Below are 16,739 nucleotides of genomic sequence, written 5' to 3' on the forward strand. Positions count from 1 at the left end.
AGCCATCGGGGCACCGCGGTGTACGGCGCCTGTCTCGCGGCAGAATGCGCCCGCCCCGACCCTGCCGCGCACTGCCCGCTTGACCACCCTTCACGCCCACACATCCCTGGCACGCCGCGCGTCCGGCCGCAGCGCACTGCTCGCCTGCGGCGTGGTCGGCGCCACGCTGCTGGCGCTCATCGCCCTGGGCCACGACGGCCGCCGTATCGCGCAACTCGCGGTGCTGGCCGCGCCCGCGGTGCTGTGGATGCTGTGGCCGTTGCGCAGCGCGCGCATGCGGCAGTTGCGCACGGTGCTCGTCTGGCTCTGGGTGATGGGCTTCGCGCTCGACGGCGCGGTGCGCGCCTACCTGCTCGACACCTACCAGGCCGCGCCCGACGGCGCGATGGTGCTGGGCGCCGCGGCCAACACCAACGCGCGCGAGAGCGGCGAGTACCTCCGGATGCACTGGCGTTCGGCGGTCGTGTGGTGCGCCGTGGTGATCGCGGCGGGCGTGCTGGTGGGCATGTTCGCCCGGCGCGGTGCGCGCGCCTCGGGCCCAACGACCGGCCCGTCACGCTGGCTCAGGGGGCTGGTCGTGCTGGCGCTGATCGTGTGCTGCGTGGCCTATGCCAGCAAGCCATGGCGCCGGCTGCATCCCGCGATCTTCTGGACCCACTGGGTGGACTCACTTCATACGCTGCAGGCCGCCTGGGCCGACCAGCAGAAGCAGCGCGACCGCCTGACGGCGCAGGCCGAGGCCATCGCGCCTGTCATCACGCAGGCCGGGCCGTCCACCGTGGTGCTGGTCATTACCGACAGCATCAACCGCGACAACATGGGCCTGTACGGCTACGGCCGCCCGACCACACCGCGCCTGCAGGCGCACAGGGCACAGACCGGCGAGCAGATGGCCGTGCTGAAGAACGCGTGGTCGGTCGACGCCAGCACCCTGCCCGCGCTGCGCAACATGTTCCACTTCGGCCTGCCCGAGAGCGACAACCCGCCGCACGTGCTGGCACTGGCGCGCGCCGCGGGCTACAAGGTCTGGTGGATCAGCAACCACGACGACCTGGCCATCGAGCAGCAGCACGCGCGCTTCGCCGACGTGGTCGACATGGTCAACCGCACGCCGGGGCGCGCCAGCGCTTCGCTGGACGGCGAGATCCTCGACTGCGTGCAGGAGGCCTTTGCGGACACCAGCACAGACCGCAAGCTGATCGTGGTCCACCTGATGGGCGCGCACCCGCACTACAGCCTGCGCTTTCCGGCGAATGCCAACCCCTTCGACGACGATGTAGACGCGGTCGAGAACGGCCTGGTAAAGGAAGGTCGCTCCGCCTGGGTACGGCGCTTTCGCCAGGAGTACGACGCCGCGCTGCTGTACCACGACTTCGTGGTGTCCGAGCTGCTGCAACAGACGCGCACCGCTGGCAAGCCGGACGACTACAGGGCCTGGATGTACCTGTCGGACCACGGGCAGGAGGTGGGCCACGTCAGCGACCGCGCGGGCCACAGCCCGTCGACTGCCTCGGGCTACCGCATTCCGGCGGTGGTGTGGCGCAACCAGCAACCCTGGCCGCCGGAAGCCGCGCAGCAACCGTTCCGCGCGGACTGGACGGGGTGGACGCTGATGGACATGCTGCACATCCAGTGGGACGGGCAGAAGGCCGAGCGCAATGTGCTGGGAGACGCCTACCGCTGGGCGCCGCCGGCCATTCCGGTGGCCATCGAATCGTTCTCGCGCTGAGAGAACGATCGACGAACTGCGCCGTGCTCAGTGCGCAGGAACCAGAAAGTCCTGGCTGATGCGCCCGCCCAATTCATTCACGCGGTCGAGAAACTGCGTCAGGTAGGCATGCAGTCCGGTCGCCAGAATCTCGTCGACCCGCGCGTACTGCAGGTCGGCCAGCAACTTGCCGGCGCGGCGCTGCGTTTCGGCGCTCTGCTCGTTCTGCACCTTGGCCAGGTTGCTCACCACCTCGGCCAGGCTCGCATGCAGCGAGCGCGGCATGTCGGCGCGAAGAATCAGCAACTCGGCCACGCGCTCGGGCTTGATCACGTCGCGGTACACCTTGCGGTACACCTCGAAGGCCGAGACGCTGCGCAGGATCGCGCTCCAGTGATAGAAGTCGTACTCCTGGTCTTCCTCGGTGGCGGCACCGAAGAACTCGCTGTTCAGCGCGTGGAACTTCACGTCCACCAGCCGCGCCGTGTTGTCGGCGCGTTCAAGGAACGTGCCCAGGCGCGAGAAGTAGAAGGCCTCGTCCTGCAGCATGGTGCCCAGCGTCACGCCGCGCGACAGGTGCGAGCGGAACTTGACCCATTCGAAGAACTGGCCCGGGTCGCGCTCGAAGTCGCCGGCGCGCAGCATGCGGTTGACTTCGAGCCAGGTGGTGTTCTGCGTTTCCCAGGCCTCGGTGGTGAGCGCGCCGCGCACGGCGCGTGCGTTCTCGCGCGCGGCCTTCAGGCACGAGACGATCGACGAGGCATTGCTCTCGTCCTTGACCATGAACTCCATCACGTCGTGCGGCGTGATCTGCTCGTACTTCTTGTTGTAAAGCGGCAGCAGTTCGCTGATGGACAGCACGCCCTGCCAGCCGTACTTGGCGACTTCGGCGGACTGCGGCAGCAGCGAGGTCTGGTAATTGACATCGAGCATGCGCGCGGTGTTCTCGGCGCGCTCGGTGTAGCGGGACATCCAGTAAAGGTGGTCGGCGGTGCGGGACAGCATCGTGTGGGCTCCTACGACGATTGGCTTTGCGACTGGGACTGCGATGGCGCCTTGGGCGCGCGCTCGGCTTCCAGGATCCAGGTGTCCTTGGTGCCGCCGCCCTGCGACGAGTTGACCACCAGCGAACCCTCTTTGAGCGCCACGCGCGTCAGGCCGCCGGGCACCATCTGCACCTCCTTGCCCGAGAGCACGAAGGGGCGCAGGTCGATGTGGCGCGGCGCAATGCCCGCGTCGACAAACGTTGGAGAGGTCGACAGGCTCAGCGTGGGCTGGGCGATGTAGCCGTCGGGCTTGGCGAGCACGGCCTTCTTGAAGTCTTCGATTTCGGCCTGCGTGGCGGCCGGGCCGATCAGCATGCCGTAGCCGCCTGCCCCGTGCACCTCCTTCACGACCAGGTCCTTCATGTTGTCGAGCGTGTACTGCAGCTCGTCCTTGTTACGGCACATGTAGGTGGGCACGTTCTTCAGGATCGGCTTTTCGCCAAGGTAGAACTCGATCATCTTGGGCACGTAGGGGTAGATCGACTTGTCGTCGGCCACGCCGGTGCCCACGGCATTGCAGATCACCACGTTGCCCGCGCGGTAGGCGCGCATGAGGCCGGCCGTGCCCAGTGTGGAGGTGGAGCGGAACACGTCGGGGTCGAGGAAGTCGTCGTCCACGCGACGGTAGATGACGTCCACGCGCTTGGGGCCGCGCGTGGTGCGCATGTAGACGAAGTCGTCCTTGACGAACAGATCCTGCCCCTCGACCAGCTCGATGCCCATCTGCTGCGCGAGGAAGGCGTGCTCGAAGTAGGCGCTGTTGTACATGCCGGGCGTGAGCACCACCACCGTGGGCTCTGCCGTGGCGGCCGGTGCGCTGGCGCGCAGGGTTTCGAGCAGCAGGTCGGGGTAGTGGGCGACCGGCGCAATGCGGTTCTGGTTGAACAGCTCGGGGAAGAGCCGCATCATCATCTTGCGGTTCTCGAGCATGTAGCTCACGCCGCTGGGCACGCGCAGGTTGTCTTCGAGCACGTAGTACTCGCCGTTGCCGTCGGCATCGGGGGCACGCACGATGTCGATGCCCGAGATGTTCGAGTAGACGTTGTGCGGCACCGTGACGCCCATCATCTCGGGGCGGAACTGCGCGTTGTTCAGGATCTGCTCGGCCGGAATGATGCCGGCCTTGATGATGTCCTGGTCGTGGTAGACGTCGTGCAGGAAGCGGTTGAGCGCCGTGACGCGTTGCACCAGCCCCTTTTCCATGCTCGCCCACTCGTGGGCGGGAATGATCCGCGGCAGCAGGTCGAACGGAATGAGCCGCTCGGTGCCGGAACCGTCTTCGTCCTTCGCGCCGTAGACGGCAAAGGTGATACCGACCCGGCGGAAGATCAATTCCGCCTCTTCACGCCGCGAACGCATCACCTCGCCGGGTTGCTTCGCAAGCCATTGGTCGTAGCGCTTGTAGTGCTGTCGGATCGCAGCCCCCGAATAGGGCAACTGCTCATACATCTCGTCGAATTTGTGCATGGAACGACCAATCTCCTTGAGCCATAGCTTAGCAAGTTCAAGGCCAGTAGAACCCCTTATGCCAAGCCCGGAGACGGGGCCGACGACTTTTATTTTCCAGGCTGCGTCGCGGGCCCTTGGGTTGCCGCGTGCGTTTTGCGGGGAGATAGAAATGCCTTGATGCGCTCGCCGCTCTCGTCGCCGTAGAGGCTGGTGAGAAAGGATTCGCGCTCCGCGTCGAGCTGCTCGCGCCGGCTGCGCCCGCGCGCGCCGTGCACCAGTTGCTTGATGCGGGCCTGGGCCTCGAACGGGCCGCGCGCAAGCTGCTGCGCCCATTCGAGCGCGGCCGCATAGGCGGTGCCGCTGGGCACCACCTTGTTGACCACGCCCCATCCGTGCAGGCGCTCGGCGCTGACCGGCGTGCCGTCGAGCAGCATCTCCAGCGCGGCCTGCGGGGGCAGCGCGCGCGCCAGCGAATCGGTGCCGCCGGCGTCGGGCGAGAGGCCCATGTTGACGTACGACATGGCGAACTTGGCGTCCTCGGCGGCCACGACGAGGTCGCAGGCCAGGCACACCGAGAAGCCGCCGCCCATGGCCGCACCCTCGACGGCGGCAATCACCGGTTGCGGGGCCTCGTGCAAAGCCATGATCCATTCGTGCAGCGCGTCGATGTGGCCGCGCTGCTCTTCCACCGGGAACTTGCGCTGCCGGGCGAGCCGCTTCAGGTCGCCGCCGCCGGAAAAATGCGCGCCCTCCCCCGTCAGCACGATGGCGCGCACCGTGCGAAACCCCGCCGTGGCCCGCACGGCCTGGGCGGCGGCGCGGTAGACCGACGGGTTGAGCGCGTTGCGCGCCTTGGGGTTACTGAGCGTCAGCACGAGCACCGCGCCTTCGCGATGCGTGCGAAGGCGCGCACCGGGCGCCTCCGGGGCCGGCGCCGAGGGCGAATCGCTGCCGTGGCCGGTCATGGCGGAGATGAATTCGGCAGTCATGGGCACGGTCCGACAAACGGCGGCTGCATGAAATTGCAAGGGGAGCGCATGGTGTTTCCTTTCGGAATGAATACGAAGGTATACAACGCAGCAGATTCACAACCGAATGACACAGCCTGCACTTTCCCCGCAGTCTTTGGCAATTTGTTCACACTTTCAGGCTGCAAGCAAACCGCGCTGAGCCCAACCTGACCGAAAAGTCAGCCCGTTTTTCACGGCAGGCGGTGCTGCCAGTACCGCGCGCGGCGATCGCGCTCGCAGCGCACCTCCGCCGGCCGGTCGCTGGACCAGAGCGCTGCGCCACAGCGGGTGTTCTCGACCAGCCGCACGCCGCGCTGCGCGTACCGGTCGAGCACCTCGGGCGCCGGATGGCCGAAGCGGTTGCGGTAACCGGCCTGGACCAGTGCGATGCGCGGGCGCACCGCGTCGAGGAACGGCGCACTCGACGAGGTCTTGCTGCCATGGTGGGGCGCGAGCAGCACGTCGGCACGCAGGAGATCCGGCGTGCGCGCGACCAGGGCGGCCTCCTGCAGCCGCTCGATGTCGCCCGCCAGCAGCGCCGTGGCGTGGCCGTTCCCGATGCGCAGCACGCAGGACACCGCGTTCGGCTTGGTGAAGCTGCGGTAGTCCGTGTCGAACGGATGCAGCACTTCGAAGCTCACCCCGTCCCATACCCACCGCTGGCCTGCCTCGCAGCGCTGCGCCGGACGAAGTGCCTGCAGCGGATGCGTGGCTTCGATGGAGCTCAGCAGCGCGGCCTGCGGCTGCATGGCGAGCACCGCGGGCGCGCCGCCGGTGTGGTCGCTGTCGCGGTGACTCAGCACCAGCATGTCGAGGCGTTCGCCATGGGCGCGCAAGAGCGGTACGAGCACGCGGTGGCCGGCATCGCTTTCGAGGCTGTAGCGCGGGCCGGCGTCGTACAGCAGGCTGTGCGTCGCGGTGCGCACGAGCACCGCATTGCCCTGTCCGATATCGGCCGCGAGCAATTCGAAGTCGCCCGTGGCAGGCCGGGGTGCCTGCCACAGGAGCACGGGCAGCAGCAGCGGCACGCCGAGCGCGCGCAGCGACCAGGGCAACCGCATCGCCAGCAGTGCTCCGCCCGCCACACCGAAAGCCGCCATCCACACGGGCGGCGCGGCCACCGACAACGTGGCATAGGGCAGCCCGGCCAGCCATTGCAGCAGCATCGTGAGCCACCGCACGGCCTGCGCCCCGAGGTCCCACAGCGGCGCCACGGTCACACCGAGCATCGCCAGCGGCGTGACGACCAGCGTGACCCACGGAATCGCCACCGCGTTGGCCAGCAAGCCGACCAGCGACACCTGCTGGAACAGCAGCAGGCCGAGCGGCGTGATCGCCAGCGTGATGACCCATTGCTCGCGCAAGAACTGAAAGAGCCGCGAAGACGCATTTGTCTTCTTCTCTCCCGGCACCGCCGCATCGGTGGCGAACAGCACGCCGACCGCCACGAAGCTGAGCCAGAAACCCGCCTGCATCAAAGCCCACGGATCGGCCGCCACCACCACGGCGGCCGTCAGCAGCCACACATGCGGCCAAGGCCAGCGCCGCCCCGTCAGGCGCAGCAGCGCCACCGTGGCCAGCATCCACACCGTGCGCTGCGAGGGCACGCCCCAGCCGCTGAAAAGGGCATAGAGCGCGGCCAGCAGCAAGCCGCCGACCAGCGCGGCCTGTGGCGCCGGCACGCGCAGCATCAGCCGCGTGCTGCGCCGCCAGAGCCAGCCGACGACGTGCGCGGCAAGCCAGGCGAACATGGTGATGTGAAGGCCCGAGATCGACATCAGGTGGGCCACCCCTGTGGCACGGAAGACGTCCCAGCCCGCGCGGTCGATGGCGCTCTGGTCGCCGGTGACCAGGGCCGCGATCACACCCGCCTGGCCACGATCGGGCACGCGCTCGAACACGGCGTCGCGCACCGCTTCCCTCGCGCGCTCGACAGGGTGGCGCCACGTGGCCGACAGCAAGACAGGGGGCTCGTCGCGCGCGCCGGTGCGCACGTAGCCGCTGGCGTGCAGACCCTGCTCCCACATCCACAGCTCACCGTCGAAGCCATGGGGGTTGCGGTTGCCGTGCGGGGCCTTCAGCCGTACCGTGAATCGCCAGCGCTCGCCGGCATGCGGGGCATCGGCAAGATCTTCGGCATACCAGCCGAGTGCAATGCAGTCTGGCACGACCGGCGCTGCGCCCTCGATGCGGTCGGCCCAGCGCGCGGATTCGGCATCCAGACGGAATCGCGCGCCGCCCTCGTTGCGTTGAGGCATTTCCGCGACGACGCCGGTCACCAGCAGGTCGCGCCCTTCGAGCCCGGGACGCAGCGCGCCCTGCGCATAAGCCGCGGCGCGCGACCCCGCGAGGCCCGCGCCGGCCATGGCGCCGCACACGAACGCCATTGTCACGAGCGACCTCGCCGGCAAGCGCCGCCACGAGAGGCCAGCCACGGCAGCCAGCAGCAATGCTGCATAGAGCCACGCCGGCCACAGCATCGGTTGCTGCAGCTGCAATGCCGCGCCGAGCAGCGAGCCGCCCAGTGCAGCGAAGGCCGCGCCGCCGCCCGCCGTGCGAAACGGCGTCAAACCAAACCCCTCGTTCCCATGATGCAAACCCTCCCCAAGTCACGCTCAGTGGCGCGTTAATTGCTTTGCATCTGGGCTAGTATGCGTCTCATCAGAGACATCTTTTCGATGCAATCTGCCAGTACTGCACACAAAAACGCATGTCCATTCACGCCGCACTCCACCACGTCACCCACTACAAATACGACCGCCTGGTGCAGTTGGGCCCGCAGGTCGTTCGCTTGCGGCCCGCGCCGCATTGCCGCAGCAATGTGATCTCGTATTCGCTGCGGGTCGAACCCGCCGAGCACTTCGTCAACTGGATGCAGGACCCGTTCGCCAACTACCAGGCGCGGCTCGTGTTCCCCGAAAAAACGCGCGAATTCAAGGTCACCGTCGACCTCGTCGTCGAGATGGCGGTCTACAACCCCTTCGACTTCTTCCTCGAGCCGCAGGCCGAGAACTTTCCGTTCAAGTACACGGCCTCGCAGGCCGAAGAGCTCGCGCCCTACCTCGTGGCCGACCCGGTCACGCCGTTGCTGGAGGCCTACCTCGACAAGGTCGACCGCAAGGAGCAGCGCACCATCGACTTCCTGGTGGGCATCAACCAGCAGGTGCAGCAGGACGTCAACTACCTCATCCGCATGGAGCCCGGCGTGCAGACGCCGGAAGAAACGCTCACCAGCGGCAGCGGCTCGTGCCGCGACTCGGGCTGGCTGCTGGTGCAGTTGTTGCGGCACATGGGCCTGGCCGCGCGCTTCGTCTCGGGCTACCTGATCCAGCTCACGCCCGACGTGAAGTCGCTCGACGGCCCCAGCGGCACCACGGTCGACTTCACCGACCTGCACGCCTGGTGCGAGGTATTCCTGCCGGGCGCCGGCTGGATCGGCCTGGACGCCACCTCGGGCCTGATGGCGGGCGAAGGCCACATTCCGCTGGCCTGCACGCCGTCGCCCTTGAGCGCCGCGCCCATCGAGGGCGGGGTCGACGAATCCGAGGTCGAGTTCGGCCACGAGATGAAGGTCACGCGCATCTACGAATCGCCGCGCGTCACCAAGCCCTACACCGAAGAACAATGGGCCGAAGTGCTGGCCCTGGGCGACGCGGTCGACGCGCGCCTGAAGGCCGGCGACGTGCGCCTCACCATGGGGGGCGAGCCCACCTACGTGGCCACCAGCGACCGCGACGCGCCCGAATGGAACACCGACGCGCTCGGCCCCACCAAGCGCGGCTACGCCACCGAGCTCGTGCAGAAGCTGCGCGCCGAATACGGCAGCGGCGGCTTCCTGCATTTCGGCCAGGGCAAGTGGTACCCCGGCGAGCAACTGCCGCGCTGGGCGCTGTCGATCTTCTGGCGCGCCGACGGCCAGACGCTGTGGCACGACCCCGAGCTGTTTGCCGACGAACGCTTTCCCACGCACTACACGAGCGAGGACGCGCGCCGCTTCACCACCGTGCTGTCGCACAAGCTCGGCCTGACCGAGCGCTACATCCAGCCCGGCTACGAAGACACCTACTACTACCTCTGGCGTGAACGCCGCCTGCCGGTGAACGTCGACCCGTTCGAATCGAAGCTCGACGACGAACTCGAACGCGTGCGCCTGCGCCGCGTGTTCACGCAAAAGCTCGATGCGGTGATCGGCTACATGCTCCCCATCGAGCCGGGCAATGCGGACGGCGATGCACCCGCGCTCGCCGGCCCGGGCTGGAAGACCGGCCCCTGGTTCCTGCGCGACGACCGGCTGTTCCTGATTCCGGGCGACTCGCCCATGGGCTACCGCCTGCCGCTGGACTCGCAGCCCTGGGCCAGCAAGGGCGACTACCCCTACCTGATCGAGCGCGACCCGACCGCACCGCGCGGCGTGCTGCCCAGCGCCATCGACTACCGCGCGCGCTATGCAGAGACCTCGACGACGGCGCCGCAAGGAGACCGGGGCGCTGTCCCTTACGCCTTCGGCACGCCGCCGGTGGTGCCTGCCGCACTGCGCATGCAGGGAGCCGGAAGCGCCGCTGCTGCAGCAGCCGCCGCCTCGACTGCGTCCGCTCCCGCAGGCACCGGACCCGCAACCGCAACCGCCGCTGACGACGCCGGCAACGCCGCCACGCGCCAGCCGCTGCGCGGCGAATCCGCCCACTGGGTCACGCGCACCGCGCTGTGCGTCGAAGTGCGCGACCCGCGCCGCGCCAACGGGCCGTCGGCCGAGAAAAAGGGCAGCGCCTCGGGCGTGCTCTACATCTTCATGCCGCCGCTCGCGCGCCTGGAGGACTACCTCGACCTGGTCGCGGCCGTGGAAGCCACCGCGCGCGACCTGGGCGTGCGCATCGTGATGGAAGGCTATCCGCCGCCGCGCGATCCGCGCCTGAAGATGCTGGCCGTCACGCCCGACCCGGGCGTGATCGAGGTCAACATCCACCCGGCCCACAACTGGAAGGAACTGGTCGCGCACACCGAGTTCCTCTACAACGCCGCGTTCGAAACGCGCCTGTCGGCGGAGAAGTTCATGACCGACGGCCGCCACACCGGCACCGGCGGGGGCAACCACTTCGTGATGGGCGGCGCCACGCCGGCCGACAGCCCGTTCCTGCGCCGGCCCGAGCTGCTCGCGAGCCTGCTGCTGTACTGGCACAACCACCCGTCGCTGAGCTACCTGTTCTCGGGCATGTTCATCGGCCCGACCAGCCAGGCGCCGCGCGTGGACGAGGCGCGCAACGACCAGGTCTACGAGCTCGAAATCGCCCTGCAGGAAATCGCCAGGAACCGCGAGATCTACGGCGCCAACATGCCCGCATGGCTGGTCGACCGCACGCTGCGCAACATCCTGATCGACGTGTCTGGCAACACGCACCGCAGCGAGTTCTGCATCGACAAGCTCTACTCGCCCGACTCCAGCACCGGCCGCCTCGGCCTGCTGGAACTGCGCGCCTTCGAGATGCCGCCCCATGCGCGCATGAGCATCGCGCAGCAGCTGCTGATTCGCGCGCTGGTCGCCCGCTTCTGGGACGAGCCCTACAAGGCCCCCGTCACCCGCTGGGGCACCGAGCTGCACGACCGCTTCCTGCTGCCGACCTTCGTCAAGATGGACTTCGACGACGTCATCAGCGAGATGCGCCAGGCCGGCTTTGCGTTCGATGCCGACTGGTTCGCGCCGCACTTCGAGTTCCGCTTCCCGCTGGTGGGCCAGATGCAGGCGATGGGCGTGGAGCTGTCGCTGCGCAACGCGCTGGAGCCGTGGCACGTGATGGGCGAGGAGGGTTCGGCCGGCGGCACGGTGCGCTATGTCGATTCGTCGCTCGAACGCATCGAGGTGCGCGTGACGGGCCTCAACGAGAGCCGCCACGTCATCACCGTCAACGGCAAGGTGCTGCCGCTGCAGCCCACCGGCGTCACGGGCGAGTTCGTGGCCGGCGTGCGCTACAAGGCCTGGAACCCGCCCTCGGCCCTGCACCCCAGCATTCCGGCGCATGCACCGCTGACCTTCGACCTGGTCGACACCTGGATGAAACGCTCGCTGGGCGGCTGCCAGTACTTCGTGGCCCATCCGGGCGGACGCAACTACGACACCTTCCCGGTGAACGCCTACGAGGCCGAAAGCCGGCGCCATTCGCGCTTCACGCGGACCGGCCACACGCCTGGCCTCATGCGCACCCCGCCGGCAACCATCGAGTTGCCGGGCAGCCGCGAATTCCCGTTCACGCTGGATCTGCGGCGGTAAGGGGACATTCAGCACACGGCCGCCACGGACACCCCGTGAAGGCAGTGTGACAATCCCCCTCCTGTGGAACCTTTGAACGAATCCCTGTTCGACGCCCAGGCACTGGACTTTCCAGCGGCCCTGGCGTCGGCGCTCGCCCCGGCCGCGCTGCCCGGCCACTTCGACGAACTGCGCGGCAAGGCCACGGCGGCCGTGCCCGTGCGGCCGGCGCCCGGAGCGGCGCCCCCCTCTGCCGCCGCCCCCCTGCTGTACGACGCCGCCGCGGAACGCCCGGTCATGCCGGTCCCGCCGCTGCCCCTGTCGCAATCGCAGTCTCAAACACAGTCGTCGCAATCGCAGTCCCAGTCACAAGGCCCGTCCGGCGAACAACCGCCGCTCACCCCCGCCTGGAACGCCTTTTTCGAGCAACTCGGCACGGGCGGCTTCAACGACCTGCCCCGGCGCGCCGTCAGCCTGGAACGCCAGATCCGCGACAACGGCGTCACCTACAACGTCTATGCCGACGCCAACGGCCCGCAGCGGCCCTGGTCGCTCGACCTGTTCCCGCTGATCGTCTCGCCCGAGAGCTGGAGCCAGATCGAGGCCGGCGTGCTGCAGCGCGTGCGCGTGCTCGACCGCGTGATGGCCGACGTCTACGGCCCGCAGCAGCTGCTGGCCGAAGGCCTCCTTCCGCCGGCACTGGTGAGCGGCCACCCCGGCTACCTGCGCGCGCTGCACGGCGTGAAGCCGCCGGGCGACACCTGGCTGCACATCGCGGCCTTCGACCTCGCGCGCGGCCCTGACGGCAACTGGTGGGTGGTGTCGCAGCGCACGCAGGCGCCTTCGGGCCTGGGCTACCTGCTCGAGAACCGCCTGGCCATCACGCGGCAGTTCCCGCAGGCCTTCGAGGCGCTGCACGTGCAGCGCCTGGCCGCCACCTACAGCGCCATGATGGAAGGGCTGCAGCGCATGTGCCCGGCCGGCGTGCCGCCGCACATCGCGCTGCTCACGCCCGGCCCGTACAACGAAACCTACTTCGAGCACGCCTACCTGGCGCGCTACCTGGGCATCACGCTGGTCGAGGGCAACGACCTCACTGTGCGCGACCAGCGGCTGTACCTGAAGACCCTGCAGGGCCTGCGCCCGGTGCACGGCCTCATCAAGCGGCTCGACGACCAGTACCTCGACCCGCTGGAGCTGCGCCCCGACTCCACGCTCGGCGTGCCCGGCCTGCTGCAGGCAATTCGCGCCGGCAACGTGCTGGTGGCCAACATGCCCGGCTCGGCCTTCCTCGAATCGCCCGCGCTGCTGGGCTTCCTGCCCGGGCTGGCGCGCCGCCTGATCGGCGAAAAGCTCAAGCTGCCCGCGCTTCCCACCTGGTGGTGCGGCGAGCGCGCCGCGCTCGAGGCCGTGCTGCCGCAGCTCGGCGACTGCGCCATCAAGCCCACCTACCCCGGTTTCGAGGGCCGCGCCAGCTTCGACGCCGTGCTCGGCAGCCAGCTCGGCCGGCGCGAACTCGACGAATGGGCCGGGCGCATCGTGCGAGAGGGCGACGTGCACACCGTGCAGGGCTACCTGCCGCTGTCGCAGATGCCCACCTGGGCCAACGACATGGGCCCGGGCCACATCGCGCCGCGCGCCATGCTGCTGCGCGTGTTCGCGGTGAGCGACGGCGCGCAGTCGTGGCGCGTGCTGCCCGGCGGCCTGGCCCGGCTCGCGGGGCCCGACGCGCAGATCGCGTCGATGCAGCGCGGCGGCAGCAGTGCCGACGTGTGGGTGCAAACGCACGGCGAAGTCGACCGCACCACCCTGCTGCAGCCGCACGCCACGCCGGCCTCGCTCGCGCGGCACCGCGCACCCGTCACCAGCCGCGCGGCGGAAAACATGTTCTGGCTCGGCCGCTACACCGAGCGCGCCGAGAACGCGGTGCGCCTGGCCCGCCTCACGCTCAACCTGCTGGGCGGCGAAGACCAGTCTTCGCGCCCGCTGCTCGAATGGCTGCACCGCATGGCGCTGCGCAACGCGCTGGTGCCGGCCGAGGCGCCGAGCGCGCCGCAATCGCGCCGTGTGTTCGAGCGCGCACTCGTGGCCGAACTGGGCGATGTGGAACGCGGCGGCAGCGTCGGCTACAGCCTGCGCTGCATCCGCGAGGCCGCGGCCGCCGTGCGCGAGCGCCTGTCGCAGGACAACTGGAACCAGATCGTGCGCGCCGAGACCGAATTCCTGCGCCGCGCCGCCGAGCAGGCCGGCGAAGGCAGCTTTGCCACCAGCGCCGCGCTGCGCGCGCTCGAATCCGCCAGCACCGCGCTGGCCGCGATGACCGGCGCGCAGACCGACCGCATGACGCGCGACGACGCCTGGCGGCTGCTGTCCATCGGCCGACACATCGAACGGCTGGGCTTTTTGTCGAACGCGCTGGAGGCCGGCTTCGAGAACCGCGCCGTGCACGAGGTCAGCGGCTTCGAAGCCATGGTGGCGCTGTTCGACAGCACCATCACCTTCCATGCGCGCTACCAGCAGCGCCGCGACGTCGCCACCATGGTCGACCTGCTGGTGCTCGACGCCGAGAACCCGCGCTCGCTCGCCTGGGTCACGCAGACCCTGCGCGGGCGCATTGCGCGGCTGGCCGGCAGCGCGCCGGGCAAGCTCACCGCGCTGTCGTACGAGCTGCCCGACCCGGCCAGCTGGACGCTGGAGCACCTGTGCGCCGCCGGGCCCGACGCCAACTATCCGGCGCTCCTGCAGTTGCTCGCCAACTGCGAAAGTGCCGCCTACCATGTGTCGGACGCCATCGGCACACGCTATTTCACGCTGACCTCGGAATCGCTGCGCTCGGTCGGCGCGTGAACGGGCTCTCCCCCATGCTTCGCGCACTTCGTGTCGCTTCGCACCCCCCCTCGCCGGGGGCAACGCCTGCGGCCCGGCAAAGCCGGTTCCGCGGCGTTCCACGATAAGTCCAAGGAGACGCACATGCGCTGCACCGCCATCAACCGCCGCTTCGCACTGGCCGCCTCGGTTCTGTGCCTGGTCCTCGCCGCCTGCGGCAAGCAGGAAGCCGCATCGACACCCACGGCTGCCGGTGCGCCGCCCGCTCCCGTTCCCGCCCGTGTGCTCGTGGTCGGCACCGACGCCGCCTACACGCCCTTCGAGTCGCAGAACGACAAGGGCGAGATCGTGGGCTTCGACATCGACGTGGTGAAGGCCGTGGCGCAAAAGGCCGGCATCGAGGTGAAGTTCGTCAACACGCCGTGGGAAGGCATCTTCAACGCGCTCGACCAGGGCGACCGCGACCTGCTGGTGTCGGCCATCACCATCACCGACGAGCGCCGCCAGACCATGGACTTCTCGCAGCCGTATTTCGACGCGAAGCAGCTCATGGCCGTGAAGAGCGATTCGCCCGTCGCGAAATTCGACGACCTCAAGACGCTGAAGGTCGGCGTGCAGAACGGCACCACCGGCGACGAAGTGGTCGGCAAGCTGCTGGGCAAGTCGAGCACCGCCATCAAGCGCTTCGAGTCCACGCCGCTCGCGCTGAAGGAACTCGAAGCCGGCGGTGTGCAGGCCGTGGTGGCCGACAACGGCGTGGTGGTGCACTACCTCGCCAACAACACCGCGGGCGGCTTCAAGACCGTGAGCGATGCGGGCTTTCCGGTCGAGAAGTACGGCATCGCGGTGAAGAAGGGCAATGCCGAGTTGCTGGCGAAGATCAACCAGGGCCTCGAAGGCATCCGCACCGACGGCACCTACGCGAAGATCTACGCCGCGCACTTCGGTGCCGCGTCGAAGTAAACACAACACACACCACGCGCCATGCTGCTCCACGTCACCCACGAAACGCGCTACGAGTACGCGCCGCCGGTCGAGACGGCACAGCACCTCGCCCACCTGAAGCCGCTGGCCACCGGTTCGCAGCGCCTCGTGAGCCACAAGCTCGCCATCGAGCCGCCCCCCGCGCAGCGCGGCGAACAGCACGACCTCTACGGCAACACGCGCGCCTTCTTTGCGCTCGAGTCCACGCACGACCGGCTCGTCGTCACGGCCGAGAGCGTGGTGGAGACCTCGGCGCCCGTGCTGTCGCCGGCCGTCGCGCGCGAACTGCCCTGGGAGACTGTGCGCGAGCGCTTCCGCTTCCGCAAGGACGCCACCTTCGACGCGGCCTCGGAGTTCGTCTTCCCGTCGCCCTACGTGCCGCGCCACGACGACTTCGCGGCCTACGCGCGCGCCAGCTTCGCGCCCGGGCGGCCCACCTTCGACGTGGCGATGGACCTCACCGAGCGCATGTACGAAGACTTCGCCTACGACGCGGACAGCACCGAGATCAACACCCCCGCCGTCGAGGCGCTCGCCCAGCGCAAGGGCGTGTGCCAGGACTTCGCCCACATCATGATCGCGTGCTTCCGTACCCTGGGCCTGCCGGCGCGCTATGTGAGCGGCTACCTGCTCACGCAGCCGCCGCCCGGCCAGCCCCGGCTGGTGGGCGCCGACGCCTCGCACGCATGGGTGTCGGTGTACCTGCCCGGCGAGGACAACGGCAGCCCCGGCGGCTGGGCCGACTTCGACCCCACCAACGGCCGCCAGCCGGGCGAGGACTACGTCACGCTGGCCATCGGGCGCGACTACTCCGACGTGTCACCGATGCGCGGTGTACTCCATGGCGGCGCCCGGCACACATTGAGCGTCGGCGTGACCGTGCAGCCCGTGGGGGAAGTGGTCGAGGCGCTGGCGCAAACCCGGACACAATCACTTTCTCAAGACAAGGAATCTCCATGAGCGTTTACGACAAACTTTCCGGCCTCGGCATCACCCTTCCCCCGGTCTCGGCGCCCGCCGCGGCCTACGTGCCCTTCGTGCGCACCGGCAACCTCGTGTTCCTGTCGGGCCACATCGCCAAGAAGGACGGCAAAGTCTGGGCCGGCCAGCTCGGCGCCGACATCACGACCGACGAAGGCAAGCAGGCCGCGCGCGCCATTGCCATCGACCTGCTCGGCACGCTGCACGCGGCCGTGGGCGACCTGAACAAGGTCACGCGCATCGTCAAGGTGATGAGCCTGGTGAACTCGGTCGGCACCTTCACCGAACAGCACCTCGTGACCAACGGCGCGAGCGAATTCTTTGCCGAAGTGTTCGGCCCCGAGAAGGGCGCGCATGCACGCAGCGCCTTCGGCGTGGCGCAGATCCCGATGGGTGCCTGCGTCGAAATCGAGCTGATCGCAGAAGTGGGCTGATCCCGCCCCCGGCGGCAACCGCTGTTCGAGGCCTGACGGCATTGGTCGTCAGGCCTCTTT

The 16,739-nt window shown here is 68.8% G+C and carries 10 protein-coding genes; 6 read left to right on the forward strand and 4 right to left on the reverse strand.

Going from position 1 to position 16,739, the window contains the following annotated elements:
* The first annotated feature begins 79 nt into the window (after positions 1-79).
* Positions 80-1,729 (forward strand): sulfatase-like hydrolase/transferase, encoded by a 1,650-nt coding sequence (locus ACSFA5_RS03595; protein WP_435442636.1) that lies wholly within the window; start codon positions 80-82, stop codon positions 1,727-1,729.
* A 27-nt stretch (positions 1,730-1,756) separates the two neighbouring features.
* Here the strand turns inward: ACSFA5_RS03595 and ACSFA5_RS03600 are convergent, their stop codons facing one another.
* From ACSFA5_RS03600 to ACSFA5_RS03615, 4 genes are all read right to left on the reverse strand, one after another.
* Positions 1,757-2,713 carry an alpha-E domain-containing protein gene (locus ACSFA5_RS03600; RefSeq protein ID WP_187109085.1) on the reverse strand — a complete coding sequence of 319 codons (957 nt, stop codon included), beginning with the start codon at positions 2,711-2,713 and terminating at the stop codon, positions 1,757-1,759.
* A gap of 11 nt (positions 2,714-2,724) precedes the next feature.
* On the reverse strand, positions 2,725-4,221 hold the full coding sequence (locus ACSFA5_RS03605; protein WP_435442637.1) for a circularly permuted type 2 ATP-grasp protein: 1,497 nt from the start codon (positions 4,219-4,221) through the stop codon (positions 2,725-2,727).
* Positions 4,222-4,310: 89 nt separating this feature from the next.
* The gene (locus ACSFA5_RS03610) at positions 4,311-5,192 is read right to left on the reverse strand and encodes an oxepin-CoA hydrolase, alternative type (protein WP_435442638.1); all 882 of its coding nucleotides are present in this window, start codon (positions 5,190-5,192) and stop codon (positions 4,311-4,313) included.
* A 212-nt stretch (positions 5,193-5,404) separates the two neighbouring features.
* Positions 5,405-7,693, reverse strand: coding sequence for a DNA internalization-related competence protein ComEC/Rec2 (locus ACSFA5_RS03615; protein WP_435442990.1), 2,289 nt, complete (start codon positions 7,691-7,693; stop codon positions 5,405-5,407).
* A gap of 230 nt (positions 7,694-7,923) precedes the next feature.
* On the opposite strand from ACSFA5_RS03615, the gene ACSFA5_RS03620 reads away from it, so the two are divergent.
* The 5 genes from ACSFA5_RS03620 to ACSFA5_RS03640 all read left to right on the forward strand — a co-directional run bounded on the left by ACSFA5_RS03620 (position 7,924) and on the right by ACSFA5_RS03640 (position 16,679).
* Positions 7,924-11,475 carry a transglutaminase family protein gene (locus tag ACSFA5_RS03620; protein WP_435442639.1) on the forward strand — a complete coding sequence of 1,184 codons (3,552 nt, stop codon included), beginning with the start codon at positions 7,924-7,926 and terminating at the stop codon, positions 11,473-11,475.
* Between the two features lie 63 nt (positions 11,476-11,538).
* Entirely contained in the window at positions 11,539-14,301 is a 2,763-nt protein-coding gene (locus ACSFA5_RS03625) for a circularly permuted type 2 ATP-grasp protein (protein ID WP_435442640.1), read from the forward strand.
* A 123-nt stretch (positions 14,302-14,424) separates the two neighbouring features.
* Complete coding sequence (locus ACSFA5_RS03630) at positions 14,425-15,243, forward strand: basic amino acid ABC transporter substrate-binding protein (RefSeq protein ID WP_435442641.1); 819 nt, start codon at positions 14,425-14,427, stop codon at positions 15,241-15,243.
* Positions 15,244-15,264: 21 nt separating this feature from the next.
* Entirely contained in the window at positions 15,265-16,224 is a 960-nt protein-coding gene (locus tag ACSFA5_RS03635) for a transglutaminase family protein (protein WP_435442642.1), read from the forward strand.
* Entirely contained in the window at positions 16,221-16,679 is a 459-nt protein-coding gene (locus tag ACSFA5_RS03640; protein WP_435442643.1) for a RidA family protein, read from the forward strand. Before ACSFA5_RS03635 ends, ACSFA5_RS03640 begins: the two co-directional genes overlap by 4 nt.
* Positions 16,680-16,739 lie beyond the last annotated feature (60 nt).

The sequence above is a fragment of the Variovorax monticola genome, from assembly GCF_051216855.1.
GTDB lineage: Bacteria > Pseudomonadota > Gammaproteobacteria > Burkholderiales > Burkholderiaceae_C > Variovorax.